Origin of the sequence: Klenkia terrae, assembly GCF_900491935.1 — a bacterium.
Classification (GTDB): domain Bacteria; phylum Actinomycetota; class Actinomycetes; order Mycobacteriales; family Geodermatophilaceae; genus Klenkia; species Klenkia terrae.
In genome coordinates this window covers 3603262-3622181 of sequence record NZ_UEXK01000004.1, presented here as the reverse complement: position 1 = coordinate 3622181, position 18920 = coordinate 3603262, and the positions used below count along the sequence as shown (strand labels likewise).

19 protein-coding genes are annotated in these 18920 nt (G+C 75.0%); 3 read left to right on the top strand and 16 right to left on the bottom strand.

What is annotated here, in order from left to right; genetic code table 11:
* Positions 1-12: 12 nt before the first annotated feature.
* The 11 genes from truB to rimP all read right to left on the bottom strand — a co-directional run bounded on the left by truB (position 13) and on the right by rimP (position 9672).
* The gene (truB, locus tag LFA75_RS18070) at positions 13-927 is read right to left on the bottom strand and encodes a tRNA pseudouridine(55) synthase TruB (RefSeq protein ID WP_225234985.1); all 915 of its coding nucleotides are present in this window, start codon (positions 925-927) and stop codon (positions 13-15) included.
* Complete coding sequence (locus tag LFA75_RS18065; protein ID WP_225234984.1) at positions 924-2255, bottom strand: MATE family efflux transporter; 1332 nt, start codon at positions 2253-2255, stop codon at positions 924-926. Before LFA75_RS18065 ends, truB begins: the two co-directional genes overlap by 4 nt.
* Positions 2252-3283 carry a DHH family phosphoesterase gene (locus LFA75_RS18060; RefSeq protein ID WP_225234983.1) on the bottom strand — a complete coding sequence of 344 codons (1032 nt, stop codon included), beginning with the start codon at positions 3281-3283 and terminating at the stop codon, positions 2252-2254. Before LFA75_RS18060 ends, LFA75_RS18065 begins: the two co-directional genes overlap by 4 nt.
* A gap of 5 nt (positions 3284-3288) precedes the next feature.
* On the bottom strand, positions 3289-3567 hold the full coding sequence (locus tag LFA75_RS18055; protein WP_225234982.1) for a hypothetical protein: 279 nt from the start codon (positions 3565-3567) through the stop codon (positions 3289-3291).
* Positions 3564-4103 carry a 30S ribosome-binding factor RbfA gene (rbfA, locus tag LFA75_RS18050; RefSeq protein ID WP_225234981.1) on the bottom strand — a complete coding sequence of 180 codons (540 nt, stop codon included), beginning with the start codon at positions 4101-4103 and terminating at the stop codon, positions 3564-3566. The genes LFA75_RS18055 and rbfA overlap by 4 nt, the downstream gene beginning before the upstream one ends.
* Positions 4104-4115: 12 nt before the next feature.
* Entirely contained in the window at positions 4116-4412 is a 297-nt protein-coding gene (locus LFA75_RS18045) for a DUF503 domain-containing protein (protein ID WP_225234980.1), read from the bottom strand.
* A 63-nt stretch (positions 4413-4475) separates the two neighbouring features.
* On the bottom strand, positions 4476-6311 hold the full coding sequence (gene infB, locus LFA75_RS18040) for a translation initiation factor IF-2 (protein ID WP_225234979.1): 1836 nt from the start codon (positions 6309-6311) through the stop codon (positions 4476-4478).
* Positions 6312-7089: 778 nt separating this feature from the next.
* The gene (locus tag LFA75_RS18035) at positions 7090-7413 is read right to left on the bottom strand and encodes a translation initiation factor IF-2 N-terminal domain-containing protein (RefSeq protein WP_225234978.1); all 324 of its coding nucleotides are present in this window, start codon (positions 7411-7413) and stop codon (positions 7090-7092) included.
* A gap of 62 nt (positions 7414-7475) precedes the next feature.
* A complete protein-coding gene (locus LFA75_RS18030; protein ID WP_225234977.1) occupies positions 7476-7838 on the bottom strand; it encodes a YlxR family protein in 363 nt (120 codons plus the stop codon).
* Positions 7839-7846: 8 nt separating this feature from the next.
* Positions 7847-8998: a transcription termination factor NusA gene (gene nusA / locus LFA75_RS18025; RefSeq protein WP_225234976.1), complete on the bottom strand. Its 1152-nt coding sequence runs from the start codon at positions 8996-8998 to the stop codon at positions 7847-7849.
* Complete coding sequence (gene rimP / locus LFA75_RS18020) at positions 8995-9672, bottom strand: ribosome maturation factor RimP (RefSeq protein WP_225234975.1); 678 nt, start codon at positions 9670-9672, stop codon at positions 8995-8997. The genes nusA and rimP overlap by 4 nt, the downstream gene beginning before the upstream one ends.
* Positions 9673-9854: 182 nt before the next feature.
* Here rimP and LFA75_RS18015 point away from each other — a divergent pair, with 182 nt between their 5' ends.
* From LFA75_RS18015 to LFA75_RS18005, 3 genes are read left to right on the top strand one after another with little or no spacing between them, the layout of a single operon-like run.
* Entirely contained in the window at positions 9855-10352 is a 498-nt protein-coding gene (locus LFA75_RS18015) for a hypothetical protein (RefSeq protein ID WP_225234974.1), read from the top strand.
* Complete coding sequence (locus LFA75_RS18010; RefSeq protein WP_225234973.1) at positions 10349-10849, top strand: ferritin-like domain-containing protein; 501 nt, start codon at positions 10349-10351, stop codon at positions 10847-10849. The genes LFA75_RS18015 and LFA75_RS18010 overlap by 4 nt, the downstream gene beginning before the upstream one ends.
* Positions 10850-10887: 38 nt before the next feature.
* On the top strand, positions 10888-12345 hold the full coding sequence (locus LFA75_RS18005; RefSeq protein WP_225234972.1) for an Nramp family divalent metal transporter: 1458 nt from the start codon (positions 10888-10890) through the stop codon (positions 12343-12345).
* On the opposite strand, the gene LFA75_RS18000 is transcribed toward LFA75_RS18005, so the two are convergent.
* From LFA75_RS18000 to dxr, 5 genes are read right to left on the bottom strand one after another with little or no spacing between them, the layout of a single operon-like run.
* Positions 12342-14258, bottom strand: coding sequence for a penicillin-binding transpeptidase domain-containing protein (locus tag LFA75_RS18000; protein WP_225234971.1), 1917 nt, complete (start codon positions 14256-14258; stop codon positions 12342-12344). The two genes, LFA75_RS18005 and LFA75_RS18000, sit on opposite strands and share 4 nt — an antisense overlap.
* Positions 14259-14289: 31 nt before the next feature.
* The gene (locus LFA75_RS17995; protein ID WP_225234970.1) at positions 14290-15147 is read right to left on the bottom strand and encodes a GNAT family N-acetyltransferase; all 858 of its coding nucleotides are present in this window, start codon (positions 15145-15147) and stop codon (positions 14290-14292) included.
* Positions 15148-15151: 4 nt separating this feature from the next.
* Positions 15152-16306, bottom strand: coding sequence for a flavodoxin-dependent (E)-4-hydroxy-3-methylbut-2-enyl-diphosphate synthase (gene ispG / locus LFA75_RS17990; RefSeq protein ID WP_225234969.1), 1155 nt, complete (start codon positions 16304-16306; stop codon positions 15152-15154).
* A gap of 15 nt (positions 16307-16321) precedes the next feature.
* Positions 16322-17782, bottom strand: a complete 1461-nt coding sequence (locus tag LFA75_RS17985) for a M50 family metallopeptidase (protein ID WP_225234968.1) — start codon at positions 17780-17782, stop codon at positions 16322-16324.
* Positions 17712-18908 (bottom strand): 1-deoxy-D-xylulose-5-phosphate reductoisomerase, encoded by a 1197-nt coding sequence (dxr, locus tag LFA75_RS17980; protein WP_225234967.1) that lies wholly within the window; start codon positions 18906-18908, stop codon positions 17712-17714. The genes LFA75_RS17985 and dxr overlap by 71 nt, the downstream gene beginning before the upstream one ends.
* Between the last annotated feature and the right edge of the window lie 12 nt (positions 18909-18920).

Genomic DNA, 18920 nt, shown 5'->3' with positions numbered 1-18920 from the left:
TCCGCAGCCCGTTCAGGCGGGGAAGCCGACCCCGACCCGGGCCGTCGTCCCGGCGTCCTCGACGAGGGCGACCAGCCGCCCGTCGGGGTCGACGGCCGCGTGCAGGCCGGGCGCCCCGGTCGCCGCGACCCGCTTGCCGTGGCCGAGGTCCACCGCCTCCGCGGCGGTCACCCGGCGCTCGGGGAAGACCGCGGTCGCGGCGGTGGTCAGCGGCACGAACCCGGTACCGCCGCCGGCCAGCAGCGCCGCGGCGGCCTCCTCGACCGGCCGGGCCACCGCCTCGTCGAGGGGACCCGACCGGGGGCGCCGCAGCGCCGTGAGGTGGCCGCCCACGCCCAGGGCGGCCCCGGCGTCCCGGGCGATGGCCCGGATGTAGGTGCCGGTGGAGCAGGTGACGTCGACGTCCACGTCGACCAGGTCCGCGGTCGGACGGCGGATCCCGTGCACGGCGAGGGCGTGCACGGTGACCGAGCGGGCGGCCAGCTCGAACTCCTCGCCGGCCCGCACCCGGTCGTAGGAGCGCACGCCGTCGACCTTCACCGCGCTGACCGAGGACGGCACCTGCTGCAGGGGCCCGGTCTGGGCGGCCAGCGCCGCGCGGACGTCGTCGTCGGCGAGGTGCGCGGCGGAGGTGGTCTCGAGCACCTCGCCCTCCCGGTCATCGGTGACCGTGGTCTGGCCGAACCGGACGGTGGCCGCGTAGCTCTTGTCGTTCCCCGACAGGTACCCCAGCAGCCGGGTCGCGGTGCCGACGCCCAGCACGAGGACGCCGGTGGCCATCGGGTCCAGCGTCCCGGCGTGGCCCACCTTGCGCACCGAGAGCACCCGCCGGGCGATCGCCACCACGTCGTGGGAGGTCATCCCCGGTTGCTTGTCCACGACCAGCAGGCCGGGCGGGACGTCGGCGTCGGGCTTCCTCGGGCTCACCGGACCACCGTCGCAGAGGTCCACCGGTGGCCGGACACCCGGGCCACCACCGCCACCAGCCGGAGCGCGACGAACAGGGTCAGCCCGCTCCACACCCCGGGCAGCCCCCAGCCCAGCGGGACCGACAGCAGCGACAGCGGGACGAAGCCGACCAGCGAGGAGCCGATGGTCACCGTTCGCAGGTAGGCCACGTCGCCGGCGCCCATGAGGACGCCGTCCAGCGCGAACACCACACCGGCCACCGGCTGCATCAGGGCCAGGAACCACCAGACGACCGCGGCCTGGGCCAGCACGGCCGGGTCGTCGGTGAACAGCGGGACCACCACCGGACGGGCCAGCAGCAGGGCCGCCGCCACGACCACCCCGGTGCCCAGCCCCCACCGGGCGACCCGCAGGGCAGCGCCGCGGGCCTCGTCCACCCGGCCGGCACCCAGCGCCTGGCCCACGAGGGTCTGCGCGGCGATCGCGTAGGCGTCCAGGACCAGGGCCAGGAAGAGCCACAGCTGCAGCGCGATCTGGTGGGCGCCGAGCTCCGCGGTGCTCGACCGGGCCACCACGGCGGCGGCCACCGCGAAGGCGCCCTGCAGGACGGCGGCGCGCAGCAGCAGGTCGCGGCCGATCGTCAGCTGGGCGAGGACCGCCGGCAGCCGGGGCCGCAGCGGGACGCCCTCGCGGCGCAGGGTGGCCAGGAAAAGGACGGCGGACACGGTCTGGCCGGCGACGTTGGCCACCGCCGAACCCTCCAGCCCCAGCCCGGCGGGGTAGACCAGCAGGGGGTTGAGCGCCAGGCTCACCAGGCTCCCGGCCACGACGAACCGGACCGGGCGGCGCAGCTCGGCGACCCCGCGCAGCCAACCGTTGCCGGCCAGGGCGACCAGCAGCATGGGCAGGCCGAGGACGGCGATCCGCAGCCACCCCTCGGCCGCCGACGCCACGGGTCCCGCCCCGCCGGCGAGCAGCCGGGTGAGCGGTCCGGCGGCGAGCTGGAAGCCCAGGACGCCCAGCAGGCCGAGGCCCAGGGCCAGCCAGGTGGCCTGCACGCCCTCGGCGACGGCGCCCGCCCGGTCCCCGGCGCCCGCCCGCCGGGCCGCGCGGGCCGTCGTCCCGTAGGCCAGAAAGTTCAGCAGCCCGACGACCGGGGCGAGCAGCCCACCGCCCACGGCCAGCCCGCCCAGCTGGACGGTGCCCAGGTGGCCGATGACCGCGGTGTCGACCAGCAGGTACAGCGGCTCGGCCGCCAGGACGACCAGCGCCGGCAGCGCCAGGGCGGGGACGGACCGGTCGCGGGGCCCGGAGGGCTCCCGACCGGGTCGTCCGAGCCGGCTCATGCCCGGTCGGGGACGGCCCCTGGCCGCGGGTGGAGGCCGGAGGCCGACATCAGGTGTCCCCGAATGGCGGCCATCGTCTCCTCGCGGCCGACGTGGGAGGTGAAGCCGGCGGCCATCCGGTGGCCGCCGCCGCCGAGCGCCTGCGCGATCGCGGACACGTCGGTGCCGCCCCGGGAGCGCAGCGAGACGTTCCAGCTGCCGTCGTCGTCGCCCTTGAGCACGCAGGCCACGTCGGCCTCCTGCGCCGAGCGCACCACGTCGACCAGGGCCTCCAGGTGGTCGGCGGCCAACCCGTGCCCGGCGGCCTCGGCAGCGGTCGCCCAGGTCCACACCAGGCCGGCGCCGGTGCCGGTCTCCAGCGCGGCCCGGCCGGCCGCCAGCGACAGCAGCGCCAGCCAGCCGAAGGGCGCGGTGTCGAACAACCGCTGGCTGATCCGGGCGTGGTCGATCCCGGTGCCCAGCAACCGGCCGGCCAGGGCGTGCGTACCCGGGGAGGTGTTGCCGAAGCGGAAGGACCCGGTGTCGGCCGCCAGCCCCGCGTACAGGCAGGTGGCGAGGTCGACGTCCAGGTCGACGCCGAGGCCGTCGAGCAGGTCCGCGACCAGGACGACGGTGGCCGCGGCGTCGGCGTCGATCAGCCGGACCGCGCCGAAGCCGGGGTTGGACGCGTGGTGGTCCACGACGAGGGACTGCGGGGCCGCGGCCAGCACCGGTCCGACCTCGCCGAGCCGGCGGAGGTCGGCGGCGTCCAGCCCGACCACGAGGTCGGGGGCGGCGGGCAGCGCGTCGGCGGGCACCAGGCGGTCGGCGCCGGGCAGCCACCCCAGCGAGGCGGGCAGCACGAACGGCCCGGGGAAGGTCGCGGTGACCCGGGCGCCGCGCCGGCGCAGCCCCTCGGCCAGCGCCAGCGTGCTGCCCAGGGCGTCGGCGTCGGGCTGCACGTGCGCCGACAGGACGACGACCGAGCCGTCGTCGGCGGCCCGGGACAGCAGGGCGACCGCGGCACCCAGGGCACCCTCGGGGGCCACCGGGATCAGCTGTCGGTCGGGCCGGACGAGGCGTGCGGGACCTCGTCGGGCTCCTCGCCGGGCGAGCCGCCGGCGACCGGGATGGGCGGGCCGCCGTCGGTGGGCTCGTCGGCGGCGATGGAGGCCGCGTTGGGGTCGGTGGCCGGGTCGGCGGAGCCGGCCTCGCCGTCCCGACCGCCCGCGGTGGGGTCGCGCCGGTCCCCCGGCACGGTCCGACCACCCAGGGTCGAGCCCGGCTGGTCCTCCTGCGGGGTGTTCGGGTCGGGGTCGACCGCCTCGGTCACGGGGTGCTCCTCTGCCGGTGGGTGTCGAGCTCGTCGTCGGCCGGGACGCCGCCGTCGGCGGTGCCGTCGGTGACGTCGTCGGTGGTGCCCTCGGTGCCGTCCTCGTCCTCGTCGTCGAGGGCGGGCTTGCGGTAAGGGTCGGCGTCGCCGGCGTAGGCGGCACCCTCCCGGGCCCGGGCCAGCTCCTCGTCGGCCCGGCGGGCCCGCTCGAGGGCCTCCTCGAGCTCGCGGGCGGTGTCCGGGACGACGTCGGCGATGAACTCCAGCGTGGGGACGAACTTGATGCCGGTCTGCTTGCCGACCGTAGAGCGCAGCACCCCCGTCGCGCTGGCCAGCGCCGCCGCGGAGTCGGCGACGGCCTCGGCGTCGCCGTACACGGTGTAGAACAGCGTGGCCTCGCGCAGGTCGCTGGTCACCCGCGAGTCGGTGATGGTGACCATCCCCAGCCGGGGGTCCTTGATCTGCATCTCGATCGTGGCGGAGACGATCTGGCGGATGCGCACCGCCAGCTTCCGTGCACGGGCCGCGTCGGCCATAGCGAGGACCTCTCAGGAATCGGTGTCGCTGATCAGTTGTCGGTGGGTGGCCAGCAGGGTCACCTCGGGCCGTTCGGCCAGCATCCGTTCGCACGCGTCCAGGACGTCGGTCACCTGCCCGGCCTCGCCGGCCACGGTGGCGACCCCGACCTGCACGCGACGGTGCAGGTCCTGGTCGCCGACCTCCGCCGCCGCGACGGCGAAGCGGCGCCGCAGCTCGGCCACGATCGGTTTCACCACGGCGCGCTTGCCCTTCAGCGAGTGCACGTCACCGAGCAGCAGGTCAGCGGTCAGCGAACCGGTGAACAACCAGACCTCCCGGTGGACGTGCGGGAGGGACCCCGCTGCCCGGGGGCAGCGGGGTCCCGTCCGTCAGGCGCGGGGCTTCTCGCGCAGCTCGAACGTCTCGATGACGTCCTCGGGCTTGATGTCGTTGAACGACCCCAGCCCGATGCCGCACTCGTAGCCCTCGCGGACCTCGGTCGCGTCGTCCTTGAAGCGGCGCAGCGAGTCGACCGACAGGTTGTCGGCGACGACCGCACCGTCGCGGATGAGCCGGGCCTTGCTGTTGCGCACGATCGTGCCGCTGCGCACCAGCGAACCCGCGACGTTGCCGATCTTGGGCACCCGGAAGACCTCGCGGACCTCCGCGCGGCCCAGCTGGACCTCTTCGTAGATCGGCTTGAGCATGCCCTTGAGCGCGGCCTCGATCTCCTCGATGGCCTGGTAGATGACCGAGTAGTACCGGACGTCCACGCCTTCGCGGTTGGCGAGCTCGGTGGCCTGGCCCTCGGCCCGGACGTTGAAGCCCAGGACGATGACGTCGTCGGCCAGCGCCAGGTCGATGTCGCTCTTGGTGATCCCGCCGACGCCGCGGTGGATGACCCGCAGCGACAGGTCGTCGTCGACCTCGATCTTCATCAGCGCCTCTTCCAGCGCCTCGACGGTGCCGGAGTTGTCGCCCTTGATGATCAGGTTGAGCTCGCGGCTCTCCTTGAGGGCTGCGTCCAGGTCCTCGAGGCTGATCCGCTTGCGCGCCGAGGCGTTCTGCGCGTTGCGGATCCGGGCCTGGCGGCGGTCGGCGATCTGCCGGGCCGTGCGGTCCTCCTCGACGACGAGGAACGTGTCGCCGGCGCGGGGCACCGAGGTGAGACCCACGACCTGCACGGGGCGGGCCGGCAGGGCCTCCTTCAGCTTGTTGCCGTGCTCGTCGAGCAGCGACCGGACGCGACCGTAGGCGTCGCCGGCCACGATCGAGTCGCCGACGCGGAGCGTGCCGCGCTGGACCAGGACCGTGGCGACGGGGCCCCGACCCTTGTCCAGCTTGCCCTCGATGACGACGCCCTGCGGGTCCTGCTCGGTGTTCGCGCGCAGGTCCAGCGACGCATCGGCGGTCAGCAGCACCGCGGCCTCGAGGTCCTCCAGGCCGGTGCGCGCCGTCGCCGAGACGTCGACGAACATCGTCTCGCCGCCGTACTCCTCGGCGACCAGGCCGTACTCGGTGAGCTGCTGGCGGATCTTGGCGGGGTTGGCCCCCTCCTTGTCCACCTTGTTCACCGCGACCACGATCGGCACCTGGGCGGCCTGGGCGTGGTTGAGCGCCTCGACCGTCTGGGGCATGACGCCGTCGTCGGCGGCCACGACCAGCACCACGATGTCGGTCACCTTGGCGCCACGGGCACGCATCGCGGTGAACGACTCGTGACCCGGGGTGTCGATGAAGGTGATCGGCCGCTCGACGCCGTCCAGCTCGGTGACGATCTGGTAGGCGCCGATGTGCTGGGTGATGCCACCGGCCTCCTTCGCCACGACGTTCGTGTTGCGGAGGGCGTCCAGCAGCTTGGTCTTGCCGTGGTCGACGTGACCCATGACCGTGACGACCGGCGGACGCCAGTCCCAGTCGGTCTCGTCGCCCTCCTCGTCGCCGAAGGTGAGGTCGAAGGTCTCGAGGAGCTCGCGGTCCTCGTCCTCGGGGCTGACGACCTGGATGACCCAGTCGATCTCGGCGCCGAGGAGCTGGAGCGTGTCCTCGTTCACCGACTGCGTGGCGGTGACCATCTCGCCCAGGTGGAACAGGGCGGTCACCAGCGCGGCCGGCTGCGCGTCGATCCGCTCGGCGAGGTCGGTCAGCGAGGCACCGCGGGGCAGCCGGACGGTCTGCCCGTTGCCGCGGGGCAGGCTGACGCCACCCATCGAGGGCGCCGACATGGAGTCGAACTCCTGACGCCGCTGCTTCTTGCTCTTGCGCCCGCGGACGGGTCCGCGACCACCGGGACGCCCGAAGGCACCCGCGGTACCGGCACCGGAGCCACCGCGACCACGGCCGCGACCGCCACCACCGGGACGGAAACCGCCCGCGGGAGCGCCGCCGCCACCGGGGGCACCGCCACCGCCACCGGGGCGGAAGCCGCCACCGGCACCGGGAGCACCCGGACGGCCACGGCCACCGGGGGCACCGGGACGACCGGCAGCCCGGCCGGGCATCATGCCCGGGCTGGGACGCTGCGGCATCATGCCCGGGTTGGGACGCGGTCCACCGGGACCGGCGGCCGGACGCGGGCCACCGGGGCCCGACGGCGGACGGGGCCCACCGGCACCGGGGGCCGGACGGGGACCGCCCTGGCCCGGGGCACCCTGCGCGGGCGCGCTGCCGCCGGGGGCCTGACCGCCGGGGCGGCCGGGCGCGGCGGGACGCGGCGCACTGCTGAAGGGGTTGTTGCCCGGCCGCGGGGCCGGACGGGGGCCGGGCCGCGGAGCGGCACCGCCGGGGCGCGGGGCGCCCCCCCCCTCCCCCGCGGCCCCCCCCCCGCCGCGCGCGCCCCCCGGCGCCCCCCCCCCCCCCCCCCCGCCGGGGACCCCCCCGCCGTCCCCCCGCCGCAGGACGCCGACCCGCTCCAGCGCGGTGAGGTCCTTNTCGGCCTCACCGCGCTTGGCGCCCTCGATCGCCTCGGCGTCGGCCAGCGCCGACCGGCGGGCCCGCTCGCCCTCACCCGAGAGCTTTGCCTGCTCTGCGGCGGCCTGGGCGGCGGGGAGGGTGGCCCTCCCGGCGGGCGCTGCGGGGGGGGTCTTTGAGGGTTTTCGGGCCTCGGGCCCCTGCTTGACCCCGTACCGCCCCGCGGCGGGCGGGCCGGGGACCCGGGGTCGGCGTCGTGGACCCGTAGGCCTCGCGCAGACGGCGGGCCACGGGGGCCTCGACGGTGGACGATGCGGACTTCACGAACTCGCCCTGCTCCTTGAGCTTGGCGAGTACGGCCTTGCTGTCGACACCGAGCTCTTTAGCGAGCTCGTGTACGCGGGCTTTGCCTGGCACGGGTCTCCTCAGTGGTGAGGCCGGCGGCTAGCCCGCTCGACCTCGTCGTCAGTGGTACATGGTCATCGGTGCGACTTCACGGGTGGGTCATCCGAGGACGTCCTGCTCTCGACGAGCGGACCGGCCGGGTGCCGGTCCGACGGTTGGTGCTGTGCACTGCCGGTCCGCGCCGGGTCGACGTGGTCCTGCAGCAGTCCGGTCTCCAGCGGGGCGCTGACGCGCAGCGCCCGCGGGAAGGCCCGACGCCGATCCGCTGCGCGCAGGCACTCGAGGGTGGGGTGCACGGAGGCACCCCGTCCCGGGAGCCGGCGGGCGGGGTCCGGGGTGAGCCGGGAGTCCCGCACGACGACGCGCAGCAGTTCGGTGACCGGGGCGCGTCGTCGGCAGCCCACACAGGTGCGGACAGGGATCGGCGTCTCGGCCATCGACGAGTCTAGCGCGCCGACGGCCCGCGGTGTTCCGGCCGTCGGACGGGACCCCCGCGGGCGTCCCGCGGGCCGCCGCGCTGGGGGCCACCCCGACCGGGCAGGCCACCGGTCTCCCCCGCCGGCCGCGGGGCCGAGCGGAGCGGGGCCCGGCCGACGCCCGGGGACACGGTGTCCTCGGACTCGGGCTGGGCGTCGCTGCGGATGTCGATCCGGCAGCCGGTGAGGCGGGCGGCCAGGCGGGCGTTCTGGCCCTCCTTGCCGATGGCCAGCGACAGCTGGTAGTCCGGGACGACGACGCGCACCGCGCGGGCGGCCGGGTCGACCACCCGGGCGCTCGTCACCCGGGCCGGGGACAGCGCAGAGGCGACGAAGGTGGCCTCGTCGTCCGACCAGTCCACGATGTCGATCTTCTCGCCGTGCAGCTCGCTCATCACGTTGCGCACCCGCTGGCCCATCGGGCCGATGCAGGAACCCTTGGCGTTCAGCCCGGGCACCGAGGTGCGGACGGCGATCTTGGAGCGGTGGCCGGCCTCCCGGGCGACCGCCACGATCTCGACGCTGCCGTCGGCGATCTCGGGGACCTCGAGGGCGAACAGCTTGCGCACCAGGTTGGGGTGGCTGCGGGAGATGGTGACCTGCGGCCCGCGGAACGTGCGGGCGACCGACACGACGTAGGCCTTCAGCCGGCTGCCGTGCGGGTAGGTCTCGCCCGGGACCTGCTCGGTGGAGGGCAGGTTCGCCTCCACCTTGCCGATGTCCAGCAGGACGGTGCCCTCGCTGTTGCGGCGCTCGTGGGCCTGGACGACGCCGCCGACGATGTCGCCCTCCTTGCCGATGTACTCGCCGAAGGTCTTCTCGTGCTCGGCGTCGCGCAGCCGCTGCACGATGACCTGCTTGGCGGTGCTGGCCGCGATCCGGCCGAAGTCGGTGGGGGTGTCGTCCCACTCGTGCACGACCTCGCCGTCCTCGCCCAGCTCCTGGGCCAGCACGGCGACCTCGCCGCTCTTGCGGTCGATCTGCACGCGGACGTGCTTGGCGGCACCCTCGGCGTGCCGGTAGGCGGTGACCAGCGCGGTCTCGATCGCCTGCAGCACGGTGTCGGCCGGGATGCCCTTCTCGCGCTCGACCGCCTTGAGGGCGGTCACGTCGATGTTCACTGTCTCTCCTGGTCCTGGGCCGCGTCGGCGGCCCCGTCGTGCGCGTCGTCCTGCTCGTCTGTGCCGTCGTCCAGCTCGTCGACGTCGTCGGCGGTGAGCGGCTCGTCGTCGTCGTCCGCGGGTCCCTCGTGCACCAGGTGCTCGTCGCGGTGTCCGGCCGGGCGGTTGAACTCGACCTGCACCCGGCCCTCGCCGAGCTCGTCCCAGCCCAGCGTGCGGTCGCCGGCGGCCTTGCGGACCTGGCCCTTCTTGGCCCCGCCCTTCTCGACCGCCAGGGTCACGCCCTCGGCGTCGTCGACCGACACGACCCGGCCCAGCACCTCGGCGCCGCCGACGCTGGTGGTGACCAGCCGGCCGACGTTGCGCCGCCAGTGCCGGGGCAGGGTCAGCGGCCGGTCCACGCCCGGGCTGGTGACCTCCAGGACGTAGGGCGAGCGGCCCGGGTCGTCGTCCTGGACGTCGAGCACGTCGGACAGCGCGCGGCTGACCTCGGCGACGTCGTCCAGGCTCACGCCGCTGTCCCGGTCCACGACGACCCGCACCACCGACCGGGTGCCGGCGGCCCGGACGTCGAGGTCCTCGAGGTCGTAGCCGGCGGCGGTGACCACCGGGGTGAACCAGCCGGTGAGCCGCTGGGCGGCGACGGGACCGGAGCGGGAGCCGGACGTGGACACCGGGGGCCTCCTCGGGCGGGCTGGTGGCGGACCGGTGCGCGTCCCGGGCGGACCGGGGAGCGGGCACCGGACGCGGCGACGGTCGCGGGGAGCCGCGACGGAAGCCCCACGGTACCGCCCGCGGGCCCGCTCCCGGCCCGGCGGGCGTGCCCGGCCCCGGGGCTGCTGCCAGGATGTGCCCGATGTCCACCCGCCCCGTCCACCCGGCCGCCGCGGGCACGCTGTCCCGCCGGTCGCTGCTGGTCGCCGCCGGGGCCCTCCCGCTGCTGGCGGTGGTCGCCGGGTGCACCGACGCCCCGCCCGGCGCCGACGCCGTCACCCCGGCCCAGGTGGACCAGCTCGCCGAGCAGGTGGCGGTGCAGGAGCAGCTGGTCGCCGCCTACGCCACCGCGTTCACCGCGGCGCCGGACCTGGCGGCCGCGGGCACCGCGCTGGCCGACCAGGCGCAGGCCCAGCTCGACCGGCTGCGGGCGGCGGCGCCCTCGGTCACCGGGTCGGCGACCCCCTCGGGCGGGACGGCGCCGGCGGCGACGGGCGACCCCCGGGCGGACCTGCGCGCCCGGGTCGCCGCGGCGGCGCAGTCGCACGCCACCGCCTGCCTGGACTTCACCGGCGCCCGGGCGGCCCTGCTGGGCAGCATCGCCGCCGGGCTGCGCGGCCAGGACGGGCAGCTGGCATGACCTCCCCTTCCCCCTCCCCCGCGTCCACGTCCTCCTCCGACGACGGCGAGGCCGGGTCCACCCGCGCCGAGACCGCCGCGCTGCAGGAGGCGCTGGCCGCCGAGCACGCCGCCGTCTGGGGCTACGGCACCGTCGGCGCGGCCCTGGCCGGTGCCGACCGCACCCCGGTCGTCGCGGCCGCCGAGTCCCACCGCGACCTGCGGGACCAGGTGGCCGCCGTGCTGACCGCACGGGGCGCCGACCCGGTGCCGACGCAGGCGGCCTACCAGCTGCCGTTCCCGGTGCTGTCCGCCGTCGACGCCGCCCGGTTGGCGGTCACCCTGGAGGAGGGCACGACGTCGGCCTGGGTCTGGGTCCTGGACCAGGCCGCCGAGCGCTCCGTGCGCGAGACCGCCGTGGCCGCCGCCTGCGCCGCGGAGGTGCGCGCCGTGTCCTGGCGGCCGCAGGCCGGGGTCACCCCGGTGACGACGGCGACCCCGGGCCTGCCCGCGGCCTGAACCTGCGAGCCGGCTGTGCGGCCCCGATGATCGGCGGCATGGCCGAGCCCGAGACCGACCCCCTCGCCGCCCAGGAACCCGGACGCCGGTTCCCCACCGCCCGGGGTGCCCTGCCCGTGCCGGGGACCGCCGACCTGCCCGAGCCCCGGCCGCTGCGGAAGGTCCTGGGCCCCGGCGTCATCGGCGCGGGCATCGGGCTGGCGTCGGGTGAGTTCGTGCTCTACCCCTACATCGCCAGCGAGGTCGGGCTGTCGTTCCTGTGGGCGGCGTTCGTCGGGGTGACCCTGCAGCTGTTCATCAACATGGAGATCGAGCGGTACACCCTGGCCACCGGGGAGACGGCGCTGACCGGGTTCTCCCGGCTGTGGCGGCACTGGGGCCTGGTCTTCGGGCTGCTGACGATCCTGGCCAACCTGTGGCCCGGGTGGGCGACCAGCTCGGCCACGGTGCTGACCTACGCGGTCGGCGGCGGGGACGTCACCCTCATCGCCCTGCTGATGCTGGGCTCGATCGGGCTGGTGCTGACGCTGTCGCCGGTGGTCTACACCGCCGTGGAGCGGATCGAGTTCGTCAAGGTCGGCGCGGTGCTGGCGTTCATCGTGATCGCGTTCGTCGCCGTCGTGGGGGCCGACGACGTGGCCGAGACCCGCCGGGTCGTCACCGACTTCGGGTCGGTGCCCAGCCAGCTCGGCCTGGCCCTGGTGCTGGGCGCGCTGGCGTTCGCCGGCGGGGGCGGCGGGCAGAACCTGGTGCAGAGCAACTGGATCCGGGACAAGGGCTTCGGCATGGGTGCCCGGATCCCCCGCCTGGTCTCCCCCGTCACCGGCGAGGACCAGGCGAAGCCGTCCACGGGCTTCCTGTTCCCGGCCACGCCGGAGAACCTGCGGCGCTGGAAGGGCTGGTGGCGGGTCGCCAACACCGAGCAGATGGTCAGCTTCTGGTTCCTGACCTGGCTGACCATCTCGGCGACGTCGGTCATCGCCTACGCCACGGTGTTCGGCGCCGACACCCCCGGCAACGACATCAGCTTCCTGCAGACCGAGGGCCAGGTGCTCACCGACACCGTGGGCAGCTGGTTCGGCACGTTCTTCTGGTGGATCGGGGCGGTGTCGCTGTACGCGGCCGCCCTGGGCATCTGCGACTACACCGCCCGGCTGGTCGCCGACACCGTCAAGGTGACCTACCTGGCCGGGTCGCAGCGCTGGAGCGAGAGCCGGATCTACTCCACCGTCGTCTGGGGCCTGCTCGTCGTCGGCGCCGTGGTGCTGCTGTCCGGCTTCGACCAGCCGCTGGTGCTGCTGGTGATCAGCTCCGTGGTCGGCGGCTTCATGATGTTCGTCTACTCGATCCTGCTGATCCGCCTCAACCGGACCGCGCTGCCGCAGGCCATCCGGGTGCGCGGCTACCGCCTGGTCGTGATGGTCGTCGCGGTCCTGGTCTTCGGCGGCATCTCGGCGGTCATCATCGGCAACCAGGTCCTCAACCCCGGCGGTTAGCCCAGCCCGCCGAGGACGGCGTCGGCCACCTGGACGGCGACGCTGCTGGACTGCCCGGCTTCCACGAGGACGGCGAAGGCGATGTCGCCCTGCGGCCCGCCGAGCTGGTAGCCGACGAACCAACCGTGCGAGTCCGGCGGCGTGTTCGTGCCGAACTCGGCGGTGCCGGTCTTGCCGTAGACCTCGCCCTGCCCGGCCAGCCCGGTCGCCGTCCCGGAGAGCACCACCTGGCGCATCATCGGCCGCAGCTGGTCCAGCACCGCCTGGCCCGGACCGGCCGGCGCGGCACCGGCCGGGTCGGCGCCGACCACCTCGACCGGCGCGGCCGGGGTGCCGCTGGCGATGCCCGCGGCCACCAGGGCCAGCTGGGCGGGGCTCATGAGCACCTCGCCCTGGCCGATGGCGTCGGCGGCCTTGGTCGTCCCCGTGCTGGTCGCCGGCACGCTGCCGGAGAAGATGCCGACCGGCAGCTGCCAGTCGGTGCCCACCCCGTAGCTCGCCGCCGCCGCGCTGAGCGCGTCATCGGGCAGCGTCAGCCCCTGCTGGATGAAGGTGGTGTTGCACGACTGCGCGAAGGCCTCGGTGAACGGCACGGTGCCCAGGTCGAACTGGTCCTCGTTCTCGAACTCGCGCCCGTCGACGGTGGTGGTGCCCGGGCAGGCGACCGCGGTGTCGGGGGTGACCGCGCCGGCCTGCAGCAGGGCGGTCGCGGTGATCGTCTTCATGCTCGAGCCGGGCGGGAACTGCCCGCTCAGCGCGTTCGCCGGGTTGGCGGCCGCGTTCGAGCTCACCGCCAGCACCTCGCCGGTGCCCGGGCGCACCACCACGACGTGGGTGGCCAGGGACTGCCCGGCGACCGCGGCGTCGGCCGCGGACTGGATCGCCGGGACCAGCGGCACCTGCACCGGCGTGCCGGGCACCGGGTCGACCGAGCCCACGACCGTGCCGGTGTCGCCGGTGCTGGTGTCCAGGCTGATCACGGACACCGTGAAGCCGGCGGTGCCGGTGAGCTGCTCCTGGTAGGCGCGCTGCAGCCCGGACAGGCCCAAGGAGTCCCCGGCGGCGTAGAGCGGCTGGCCGTCCTCGCCGGTGGTCTCCTCGATCGCCTCGGCGGTGGCGTCGCCGACCCGGCCCAGCAGGGCGGCGCCGAACTGCGCGGTGGGGGCCAGCACGCGGGTGGAGGTCGGGAAGACCGCCCCGGGCAGGTCGAACACCTGGGCCCGGATGGCCTCGAAGTCCGGACGGCGCAGGGTGATCACCGGGACGAACTGGCCCTCGCCCGCGGCCTCGACGTCGGTGGTGATGGTGGCCGGGTCGATGCCGGTGGCCGCGCCCAGCGCCGCGGCCAGCGTCGGCAGGTCGGTGACCTGGGCCTTGTCGACGCCGACGTTCACCACCTCGGTCTCGGTGAACAGCGGGGCGCCGGAGGCGTCGGTGATCGCGGCCCGCTCGGGCAGGGCCCGCGACAGCTGCAGGTGCTGGCCCACGCCCAGCTCGGGGTGCACCCCGGTGGGCTCGGCGACGACCTGCCAGTCGGCGTCCGCGTCGGCGCGGGCGAGGTCGAGGGTGGCCGTGTAGGTCCAGTCCGGGGCCGCCGCGAGGTCCCAGGTCGCCGTCCACCCGGCGGTGGCGGCGGTCTCGTCGTCCCCGGTGACCGTCACCTCGCCGAGGTCGGCGGCCAGGGTGGCGTCGGGCAGGTCGGTGACGGTCTGCTGCAGCAGCGCGGTGGTCGTGGCGGGGTCGTCGGTGTCGCCGGCCGCGCCCTCGAGGTCGCCGCCGGTCCAGGCGTCCAGGAACGCCTGCGCGGCCGACCGGGCGCCGTCGGCGGGGTCGTCGGAGGAGCAGGCGGCCAGCACCGGACCGGCCAGCAGGGCCGTCGTCACCAGCAGGACCGCGCCCCGTCGTGTGCTCACCCCTGCACTCTGGCACGGGACCCCGACGGTCCTAGAAGAGCACCGACGCGTACGTGCCGGCGTCGCGGAAGCCCACCCGGTGGTAGGCCGCGCGGGCCGCGGCGTTGAAGTCGTTGACGTACAGGCTGACCACCGGGGCGATGGACCGGCGGGCGTACTCGACGACCGCGGCGGTGCCCGCCTGGCCGATCCCCCGGCCGCGGTGCTCGGGGGCCACCCACACGCCCTGCACCTGGCAGGCCCGGCGGGAGACCGCGCCCACCTCGGCCTTGAACACCACGGCGCCGTCCTCGATCCAGGCCAGGGACTGACCGGCCCGCACCAGCTCGGTGACCCGGGCCCGGTAGCCGGCCCCGCCGTCCACCCGCAGCGGGCTGACCCCGACCTCCTCGGTGAACATCGCGATGGCCGCCGGGAGCAGGGTCTCCAGCTGGGCCAGCCGGACCGGGCGGACCCGGGTGTCGGCGGCCACCAGCGGTGGCCCGTCGATGGCGAGCAGCGGCTGCCGCGGCCGGATGTCGCGGGCAGGACCCCAGTGCGGGGCCAGCCGGTCCCACAGCGGGGCGACGGCGGCCACCGGGCCGACGATGGTCGAGCACCGTCGGCCGGCCCGTCGGGCGCGGTCGGCGAAGGCCCGGGCGGCCTCGACCTCGATGCCCGGCCGGGCGAACGGGATCAGGTTCGCCCCGGCCAGGCAGACCGCGTCCAGCCGGCCCGGCGCCCCCACGCCCCACAGCGGGGCGCCCAGCGACGCCGGGTCCACGCCGTGGGTCTCGACCCGGCCGGCGAGCATGCAGGTGGCCACCGGGTCGGTGTCCAGCAGCTCGCGCACCGCCCGCTCGTCGGAGGCGTCCAGCACCCGGGCGGCCCGGGCGCCCAGCACGGTCACCGGGTCAGGAGACGCTGACGGTGGGCGCGCCGGAGGCCACGCCCGCGTCGGCCTGCTGCTCGGCGATCCGGAACGCCTCCTCGATGAGGGTCTCCACGATCATCGACTCGGGCACGGTCTTGACGACCTCGCCCTTGACGAAGATCTGGCCCTTGCCGTTGCCGGAGGCCACACCCAGGTCGGCCTCGCGGGCCTCGCCGGGGCCGTTGACGACGCAGCCCATGACGGCCACGCGCAGCGGGATCTCCATGCCCTCGAGCCCGGCGGTGACCTCGTCGGCCAGCTTGTAGACGTCGACCTGGGCCCGCCCGCACGACGGGCACGACACGATCTCCAGCCGGCGCGGCTTGAGGTTCAGCGACTCCAGGATCTGCAGGCCGACCTTGACCTCCTCGACCGGGGGCGCGGACAGCGAGACGCGGATGGTGTCGCCGATGCCCTGGCTCAGCAGCGCGCCGAAGGCCACCGCGGACTTGATCGTGCCCTGGAACTGCGGACCGGCCTCGGTCACGCCCAGGTGCAGCGGGTAGTCGCACTGCTGGGCCAGCAGCTCGTAGGCCCGCACCATGACGACCGGGTCGTTGTGCTTGACCGAGATCTTGATGTCGCGGAAGTCGTGCTCCTCGAACAGCGAGCACTCCCACAGCGCGGACTCCACCAGCGCCTCGGGGGTGGCCTTGCCGTACTTCTCCAGCAGCCGCTTGTCCAGCGAGCCGGCGTTGACCCCGATCCGGATCGGGGTGCCGTGCTCCTTGGCCGCGCGGGCGATGTCGCCGACCTTGTCGTCGAACTTCTTGATGTTGCCCGGGTTCACCCGGACGGCGGCGCAGCCGGCCTCGATCGCGGCGAAGACGTACCGCGGCTGGAAGTGGATGTCGGCGATGACCGGGATCTGCGACTTCTTGGCGATGATCGGCAGCGCCTCGGCGTCGTCGGTGTCCGGGACGGCGACCCGCACGATCTGGCAGCCCGAGGCGGTCAGCTCGGCGATCTGCTGCAGCGTGGCGTTGATGTCGGCGGTCTTGGTCGTGCACATCGACTGCACGCTGACCGGGGAGTCGCTGCCGACGCCGACCCCGCCGACGTCCAGCTGACGGGTCTTGCGTCGCGGGGCCAGGACGGGGGGCGGTGGGGCAGGCATGCCGAGGGAGACGCTCACGATTCCCAGTGTCCTCTACTGCAGCGTGATGGGGTTGACGATGTCGGCCACCAGCAGCAGACCCGACAGCGCGATGAACAAGCCGGCGACCAGGTAGGCCACCGGCATCAGCCGGGCGATGTCGAACGGGCCCGGGTCAGCCTTGCCCCGCATCCTGGCCACGGTGGACCGGGCCTTCTCGTACAGGGCGCCGGCCACGTGCCCGCCGTCCAGCGGGTAGATGGGCAGCAGGTTGAACAGGAACAGCACCAGGTTGACGCTGGCGAGCAGGCCGAGGAAGAAGCTGAGCTTCTCCAGGCCGCTGAACTGGGTGAGGGAGAACACCTCGCCGGAGATGCGGCCGACGCCCACGATGCCGATCGGGCCGTTCTCGTCGCGCTCGTCGCCGAGGAAGGCCGCGCCGAACAGCGCCGGGATGCGCTGCGGGATCTCCAGCAGGCGGTCCACCGAGCGGGCCACGATGTTGCCGAAGTAGGCCGGCACCTCGGTGATCGACTGCCGGGCCAGGGTGTCGGCCGGGCTGACGCCGAGGTAGCCGGCGGTGACCGTGCCCTCGCCGTCCAGGTCGGCCACGGTGTTCGGGATCGGGGTGATCTCGACCTGGCGCTCCTGCCCGTCGCGCTCGACGGTGAGGGTGAGCTGCCGGTCGGGCGCCCCGCGGACGGCGGTCTGCACCGTCGTCCAGGAGTCCCAACCGGTCGGGTCCAGACGCTGGCCGTCGATCGCGGTGATGGTGTCGCCGGGCTCCAGGCCCGCCTCGGCCGCGGGGCTCGCGGCCGGCACGGCGCAGTCCGCCGTCCCCTCCTCGCAGACCTGGCCGGCGTCCGCGCCGGTGGTCACCAGCGGGGTGGAGCAGCGCTGGGCGTCGGTGTAGTCCTGGGTCAGGGTCTCCGCGTTGGACGGGATCACGCAGGCGGGCACCGACGCCAGGGTCGTGGTGAGCACCTGCGTGCCGATCGCGGTGAGCGTGATGGTGAACAGCACGACGGCCAGCAGCAGGTTGTGCAGCGGACCGGCCGACATCACGACCACCCGCTGCCACCAGGGCTTCTTGTAGAAGACCCGGTCGCCGTCGGTGGGCAGGACGTCGTTGAGCGCCGCGCCGCGGACCTCGGCGATGAAGCTGCGCATGCGGGTGGCGCGCTTGCTCTCGCCCGCCTCGGCCGGCGGGATCATGCCGACGATGCGGATGTAGCCGCCCAGCGGGATCCACTTCACGCCGTACTCGGTCTCGCCGCGACGGCGGGAGAACAGGGTCGGCCCGAAGCCGACCATGAACTGCGGCACGCGCATGCCGAACTTCCGCGCCCAGTAGAAGTGGCCGAACTCGTGGAAGCCGATCGAGAACAGCAACCCGGCGAAGAAGGCGACGATCCCCAGGACGGTCAGCAGGAACCCGGTCAGCTCAACCTCCGGCGACGGTGCGGCGGGCGTGCTCCCGGGCCCACCTCTCGGCGGCCAGCACGTCCTCGACACGGGTGGGGACGCCGAGGTCCGGCGCCGCGTCGAGGGTACGCGCGATCGTCTGCACGATCCCTGGGAACGACAGGCGACCCGCCACGAACGCGGCCACCGCCTCCTCGTTGGCCGCGTTGAACACCGCGGGCACCACGCCGCCGGCCTCCCCGGCCGCCCGGGCCAGCCGCACGGCGGGGAACGCCTCGGCGTCCAGCGGGGCGAACTCCCAGGACTGCGCGGCCGACCAGTCCAGGGCCGGCTGCACGTGCGGCAGCCGGTCGGGCCAGGCCAGCGCCAGGGCGATCGGCAGCCGCATGTCCGGCGGGCTGGCCTGGGCGATGGTCGCGCCGTCGGCGAAGGTGACCATCGAGTGCACGATCGACTGCGGGTGGACCACGACGTCGATGTCGGCGTAGGGCACGTCGAAGAGCAGGTGCGCCTCGATCAGCTCCAGGCCCTTGTTGACCAGGGTGGCGCTGTTGATGGTCACCACCGGCCCCATCGCCCACGTGGGGTGGGCCGGGGCCTGCTCGCCCGTCACGTCGGTGAGCTCGGCGGCGCGGCGGCCGCGGAGGGGCCCGCCGCTGGCGGTGAGCACCAGCCGGGCCACCTCGCCGCGGGCACCGCCGCGCAGGCACTGGGCCAGCGCGGAGTGCTCGGAGTCCACCGGCACCAGCTGGCCGGGGGCCGCCGCGGCCGTGACCAGGGCGCCGCCGGCGACGAGGGACTCCTTGTTGGCCAGCGCGACGGTGCGCCCGGCACCCAGCGCGGCCAGGGTCGGGCCCAGCCCGATGGAGCCGGTGATGCCGTTGAGGACGACGTCGGCCGGGCGGATCGCCAGCTCCTCGGCGGCGCGGGGGCCGGCCAGGATCTCGGGCAGCCGGTAGTCCCCCGTCGCCCAGCCGCGCTGCTGGGCGGTGGCGTAGAAGGCCAGTTGCAGGTCCTGGGCCGCGGTCGCCCGGGCGACCGCCACCGTGTCGACCCCGAGGGTCAGCGCCTGCTCGGCCAGCAGGGCGATGTCGCTGCCCCCCGCGGCCAGGCCGGTGATCCGGAGACGGTCCGGGTTGGCCCGGGCCACCTCGATCGCCTGGGTGCCGATGGAGCCGGTGGACCCCAGGACGGTGACCGTGCGGGGCTCGCTCATGCGGCCATCCTG

Coding starts and splice junctions, on each gene's coding strand:
- rbfA (WP_225234981.1), bottom strand. CDS start 4,103: ATGGCCGACGCGGCCCGTGCACGGAAGCTGGCGGTGCGCATCCGCCAG.
- LFA75_RS18015 (WP_225234974.1), top strand. CDS start 9,855: ATGTCCACCCGCCCCGTCCACCCGGCCGCCGCGGGCACGCTGTCCCGC.
- LFA75_RS18030 (WP_225234977.1), bottom strand. CDS start 7,838: ATGGCCGAGACGCCGATCCCTGTCCGCACCTGTGTGGGCTGCCGACGA.
- LFA75_RS18010 (WP_225234973.1), top strand. CDS start 10,349: ATGACCTCCCCTTCCCCCTCCCCCGCGTCCACGTCCTCCTCCGACGAC.
- LFA75_RS18005 (WP_225234972.1), top strand. CDS start 10,888: ATGGCCGAGCCCGAGACCGACCCCCTCGCCGCCCAGGAACCCGGACGC.
- infB (WP_225234979.1), bottom strand. CDS start 6,311: ATGTCGGCGCCCTCGATGGGTGGCGTCAGCCTGCCCCGCGGCAACGGG.
- LFA75_RS18065 (WP_225234984.1), bottom strand. CDS start 2,255: ATGAGCCGGCTCGGACGACCCGGTCGGGAGCCCTCCGGGCCCCGCGAC.
- dxr (WP_225234967.1), bottom strand. CDS start 18,908: ATGAGCGAGCCCCGCACGGTCACCGTCCTGGGGTCCACCGGCTCCATC.